This is a genomic window from Nonomuraea sp. NPDC049784 (assembly GCF_040659615.1).
Lineage (GTDB): Bacteria > Actinomycetota > Actinomycetes > Streptosporangiales > Streptosporangiaceae > Nonomuraea.
In genome coordinates this window covers 1-5,558 of sequence record NZ_JBFAMX010000653.1, presented here as the reverse complement: position 1 = coordinate 5,558, position 5,558 = coordinate 1, and the positions used below count along the sequence as shown (strand labels likewise).

Sequence of the window (5,558 nt, the reverse complement as noted above, 5' to 3'; positions counted from 1 at the left end):
GGTGCCCGCGGCGATGGCCAGCACGCGCGGCGGGGTCACGGTGACCCCGGGGCCGCCCTTGCCGAACTCCTTGACCGGCTGCGCCGTGGGCACGAGCTGGTCGAGGCGGGGAGGCGGTTGCTGCTGTCGCGGTGAAGCCTGCCCGCGTACGGGTTCCTGTGCGGTTTTGACCAGGTCATCGCCCATGATCACGACGATTCCGCCGGCCGCGGCCGTGACCGCGAGCACGGCGATGACCATGAGCATGACCGCACGAAACGAGGGAAGACCGGACACTCGGGACACGTTAACCCACGCGGCCGATAAATCAGTTGCCCTCCGGACATACGGTGCGCAATGGTTAGCTCGCACGAGTAAGGAGGAAATGGCGTGGTCGGGCCTTACCGGGGGCTGTTCGACGGGTCCGGCGTCAAGGGGTTCGTGCTGGCGGGTTTCGTCGGCCGCATGCCGATGTCCATGCTTGGCATCGGGGTCGTGCTGCTGATCTCCACGCTCACCACGTCATACGCCACCGCGGGCGGGGTCGCCGCCATGACCAACGTGGCCTTCGCCGTCGCCGCTCCCCTGTCGAGCCGGCTCGTGGACAGGTTCGGGCAGAGCAAGGTCATCCCGCCGTTCTCCGTCGTCAACGCGCTCGCGCTGGTCTCGCTGATGTTCTGCGCCGGGCTCAGGCTGCCCGACTGGACGCTGTACGCCTCAGGCCTGCTCGTCGGCGCCTCTTCGATGTCCGTCGGCTCGATGGTGCGGGCCCGCTGGTCGGTCATCCACGGCGGATCGAGCAAGCTGCACACCGCGTTCGCCTTCGAGTCCGTGGTGGACGAGGTCATCTTCGTCACCGGGCCGGCGCTGGTCACGGTGCTGGCCACCTCCGTGAACCCGTACGCGGGACTGGTCGTGGCCCTGGTCTGCATGCTCTTCGGCTGCCTGGCGCTGGCGGCTCAGCGGCACACCCAGCCGCCCGTGCGGCCGGTCAAGTCGACGGCCGGCACGCCCATCCTGATCCCCGGCATCGCCCTGCTGGCCTGCGTCGACCTGGCGCTGGGCTCAGTGTTCGGCTCCGTGGACCTGATCACGGTGGCGTTCGCGGAGGAGCACGGCGTGAAGGGGGCCGCCGGGTTCCTGCTGGCCGCGTTCGCGGGCGGGTCGATGGTGTCGGGGCTGTGGTTCGGGTCGAGGCACTGGAAGATCTCGCTGCGCGGGCGGTTCATGCGGACGCTCGGGTTGTTCGTCGTGGGGCTGGTGCCGATCATGTTCATCGGCGACATGCGGATCATGGCGGTGGCGCTCTTCCTGGCCGGCTTCGCGATCTCGCCGACGCTCATCACGGGCTTCTCGCTGACCGAGCGACTGGTGCCGCCGTCCCTGCTCACCGAGGGTATGGCGTGGATCTCGACCTCGATCGGGTTCGGCGTGGCGATCGGCGCGTGGGCGGGCGGGCGGCTGACCGAGGCGTTCGGCGCGTCCAACGCGTACGCCTTCTCCTGGGGCTCGGCGATCCTCGCCGCGGTCGTGGGTGTCGCAGGTTCGGGTTTGCTGAGACTTCCCGAGGCTCCTTCACCCGCGAAGAGCTGATCCGCTACGGTCGGGACATCCCTCGCAACACCCATCACAATGGAAGCACTACTTATGTCCCGACAGATCAGTTCACTTCTAGCCATCGCGGCTGTTTGCGTCACGCTGGCCCCGGCGCCCGCCCTCGCGCAGACGCCCAAGAAGGCGCCCGTCGATTGCACGCAGGTCAAGTGCGTCGCGCTGACCTTCGACGACGGCCCCGGCAAGTACGCGGGGACGCTGCTCGACACGCTGAAGAAGTACGACGCGAAGGCGACGTTCTTCCTCGAGGGCCAGTACGTGAAGAGCCGCCCTGCCTTCGTCAAGCGTATGGCCGCCGAGGGGCACGAGCTCGGCAACCACAGCTACAGCCACCCCGACTTCACCAAGTCCGAGGCCGGGGCCATCAGGAACGAGATCAAGAAGACCCAGGACGCGGTGAAGAAGGCCGCGGGCGTCGAGCCCAAGCTGCTGCGTCCGCCGTACGGGCTCGCCGACCTGCAGGTCTCGGACATCGCCGCCGAGTTCGGGATGCCGATGATCCTGTGGACCGCCGGCTCGGAGGACTGGAAGACCAAGAACGTCGTCGCCATCCAGAAGAAGACACTCGAGGTCGCCCAGCCCAACGGCATCATCCTCATGCACGACTGGGTGAAGCAGACCGTCGACGGCATGCCCTCTCTTATCAAGACCCTGCAGAACAAGGGCTACCACCTGGTGACGGTCTCCGAGGTGCTCAAGGGCGCGGGCGAGGACCTCAAGCCCGGCGACATCTACCCGGTTCCCGCGGGCTGGGAGAAGTGAGTATCGTTCGCGTCTAACCGAAGGATGCTCTGGAGGGGTGCTCGTGACGTTCGCGAACTGGGCTCGTAACCAGTCGTGCACCCCCGCCGAGGTGCGCACACCGGCCTCGGTCGAAGACGTCGTACGCGCCGTGCGAGACGCCGCCGCCTCCGGGCGGCGGGTCCGCATGGTCGGCACGGGTCACTCCTTCACCGGGGCGGCCCTCACAGAGGGCATCATGCTGCGCCCCGGCGCGCTCACCGGCATCAGGTCGTGCGCCGACGACCGCGTGACCGTGCTGGCGGGCACCCCGCTCCGCGTGCTGAACGAACTGCTCGACGAGCGCGGCCTGGCCCTGGCGAACATGGGCGACATCACCGAGCAGACCGTCGCGGGCGCGATCCAGACCGGCACGCACGGCACCGGGCGCGACAGCGGCGGCCTCGCGGACCAGGTCGCCGAGCTGGAGCTGGTGCTGGCCGACGGCTCCGTGGCGGCCGTGGGGCCGGGCGAGGACCTGTTCGACGCGGCCAGGGTCGGGCTGGGGGCGCTCGGGGTGCTGACCGCCGTCACGTTCCGGGTGGAGCCCGCGTTCCTGCTGCACAACCGGCGGCGCGAGCTGCCGCTCGGCGAGATCCTCGACTCCCTCGACGCGCTGACCTCCGAGAACGAGCACCTTGACTTCTTCTGGCTGCCACACACCGACGCCTGCCTGGTCAAGACCAACAACCGCAGCGCGGGCCCGGCCCGGCCGCCGAGCGCGTTCAGGCACTGGCTGGACAACGTGTTCCTGGAGAACACCGTCTTCGGCGCGGCCTGCGCCCTCGGGGCCCGCTTCCCCGACCTGATCCCACGGATCAACGCCGTCAGCGCGGCGGCGCTCGGGGACTCCGAATCGGTCGACACGTCGTACAAGATCTTCACGGCGCGGCGTGACGTGCGCTTCCTCGAGATGGAGTACGCGGTGCCGCGCGAGCACCTCGCCCAAGCGCTGCGCGAGACGCGGGACCTGATCGAGCGGATGGACTGGAAGATCACCTTTCCGGTGGAGGTACGGGTCACGCCGCCCAGCGACGCCTGGCTGTCCACCGCGTACGGGCGGCCCTCGGCGTACATCGCGTGCCACATCTACCGGCCGACGCCCAACCCCGCGTACTTCGAGGGCGTGGAAGAGATCATGACGAGACTGGGCGGGCGGCCGCACTGGGGGAAGCTGCACACCAGAGACGCCCCCTACCTGAGCAAGGTCTATCCCCGCTTCGCGGACTTCACGGCGCTGCGCGACCAGCTCGACCCAGGGCGCGTGTTCGGCAACGAATACCTGGATCGAGTGCTCGGCTAACGCATCGTTAGTTGACCTGCACCTCGCCGTGAACGGCGGGGATTCCCGTCCCGCCTTCGGCGGGAACTCGCGGCACGGACGCGGCGAGTTGTGGAACGGACGCTTGGCGTTTCATAGACCCGACTACCGTCTGGAGGTCTCCGCGCCCTGAGACGACCGGCCCGGCCGCCTTATGGTTGCGTTGCGTACGGGCTTGGTTACTGTCCGCGCGTTAAACATAGCAAAGGTTCTGGGTCCACGGGCGTTCGGTAAAGAAGCTTCCCCGGAAACGTGTCCTGGCATCCCTGGGAGCCGAGTGGCGGGCATTCTCGTAACTCGTGCCCCGACGACTCGGCCTGCCCTCCGTATACCTCGCCGCGGCCGTGGCCACGGCCGCCACGACCGCCGTGCCTCTCGCCATGACGCCCGCCTCAGGACTCGCCCTGCGCCCCGCCCCCTCAGAACCCACCCGGCCCTTCATCGTCACCGCGCGCAGCCGGGTGGCCGCCCGCGACCTCGTCGGCGAGGTGAGGTGGCGGGTGCGGCGCTTCTACACCGCGGCACTGCCCGGCTTCGCCACCTTCCTCACCGCCGCCGAGCTGGCCGAGCTCCAGGCCGACCCGCGCGTGCGCGCGATCGAGCCCGATCGCCAGATCCGCCCCGCGCCTGCCGGGAAGACCCGCCCACTCCCTAGCTCGGCCACCACTTTCTACGTCGTGGACAGCGGCGTGGACGCGGGCAGGGCCGAGTTCGGCGACCGGGCCTGGCGCGCCTTCGACGCCACCGGCGGCACCGGGCACGACTGCCTCGGCCACGGCACGGAGGTCGCCCGGCGCGTCCACACCGCGGCGCCCAGGGCCAGGATCGCCTCGGTACGGGTGCTCGGCTGCGGCGGCTCGGGCACCCTGGCCGACGTGCTGGCCGGGCTGGACTGGATCCACAGGCACGCGCGCGGCCCGTCCGTCGCCAATCTGTCCCTTGACGGCTCCGGCTCCCCCGCGCTCGACGCGGCGGTACGGTCGCTGGTCCGCTCGGGCGTGTCCGTCGTGCGGGGCGGCGCGATTCGCCAGAACCCGTCGGCGGCCTCTAGCCTCCAAATGCGCAACGGCGGGCTCTAGAGTGATGGATCCCACAAATGTGACCGGCGTCACACCGTCCCGGGAGTATCCCAGGAAGGCGATGTTCGGACATGCCGGGTACGGTGCTGGCAGGCAACCGGCACACGCGAGAGACTCAAGGGTCCGGGGGAAGAATGGCGACGCTGACGAAGGGACTCGCATGCAGGAGCTCCGACTCGTCGCGGTGAGTGAGGACGGCACCTACCTCGTGCTGGCTACTGCCGGGCGAGGTACGCGCTTCACGCTTCCCGTGGACGACCGGCTCCGTGCTGCCGTCCGCGGCAACTTCTCCCGTCTCGGCCAGTACGAGATCGAAGTGGAGAGTCCGTTGCGCCCCAAGGAGATCCAGGCACGCATCCGCGCCGGAGAGACGGCGGAGGAGATAGCCGCGACCGCCGGGATCCCGGTCGAGCGTGTCCGCTGGTTTGAGGGTCCGGTGCTGCAGGAGCGGGAGTACGTCGCCCAGCAGGCACAGCGTGTGGCCGTACGGATGCCCGGGGAGTCGGCTCCCGGGCCTACTCTGGGTGATCTCGTGGCGGAGCGGCTGACCAGGCGCGGCGTGCCCACGGACGAGATCGACTGGGACTCCGCCAAGCGCGACGACGGCCTGTGGCGGGTCAAGCTCGGCTACGTGTGGAACGGTCACACGCGCCACGCCGAGTGGCTCTTCGACCCGCGCAAGCGGCACGTGACGCCCCACGACGACGAGGCCATGCGGCTGTCCTCGGCCGACTTCGACCCCGAGCCGCCCGTGGTGGAGGACACCACGGTGACGCCGTTCACGC

Annotated in this window: 5 protein-coding genes and 1 pseudogene; 5 read left to right on the top strand and 1 reads right to left on the bottom strand. The window is 69.4% G+C overall.

The window, feature by feature from the left end; all coding sequences use genetic code 11:
- Positions 1–276, bottom strand: a pseudogene (locus tag AB0J09_RS54780) (lytic transglycosylase domain-containing protein); the annotation flags it as partial.
- Positions 277–369: 93 nt separating this feature from the next.
- Between AB0J09_RS54780 and AB0J09_RS54775 the strand changes: the two are divergent.
- The 5 genes from AB0J09_RS54775 to sepH form a co-directional block, all read left to right on the top strand.
- On the top strand, positions 370–1,572 hold the full coding sequence (locus AB0J09_RS54775) for an MFS transporter (RefSeq protein ID WP_360710238.1): 1,203 nt from the start codon (positions 370–372) through the stop codon (positions 1,570–1,572).
- 54 nt (positions 1,573–1,626) lie between these two features.
- A complete protein-coding gene (locus AB0J09_RS54770; RefSeq protein WP_360710236.1) occupies positions 1,627–2,355 on the top strand; it encodes a polysaccharide deacetylase family protein in 729 nt (242 codons plus the stop codon).
- A 43-nt stretch (positions 2,356–2,398) separates the two neighbouring features.
- Complete coding sequence (locus AB0J09_RS54765; protein WP_360710239.1) at positions 2,399–3,676, top strand: D-arabinono-1,4-lactone oxidase; 1,278 nt, start codon at positions 2,399–2,401, stop codon at positions 3,674–3,676.
- A 317-nt stretch (positions 3,677–3,993) separates the two neighbouring features.
- Positions 3,994–4,773 (top strand): protease inhibitor I9 family protein, encoded by a 780-nt coding sequence (locus AB0J09_RS54760; RefSeq protein ID WP_360710234.1) that lies wholly within the window; start codon positions 3,994–3,996, stop codon positions 4,771–4,773.
- Positions 4,774–4,933: 160 nt separating this feature from the next.
- A partial coding sequence (gene sepH / locus AB0J09_RS54755) for a septation protein SepH (protein ID WP_360710232.1) occupies positions 4,934–5,558 on the top strand: 625 nt, incomplete at its 3' end.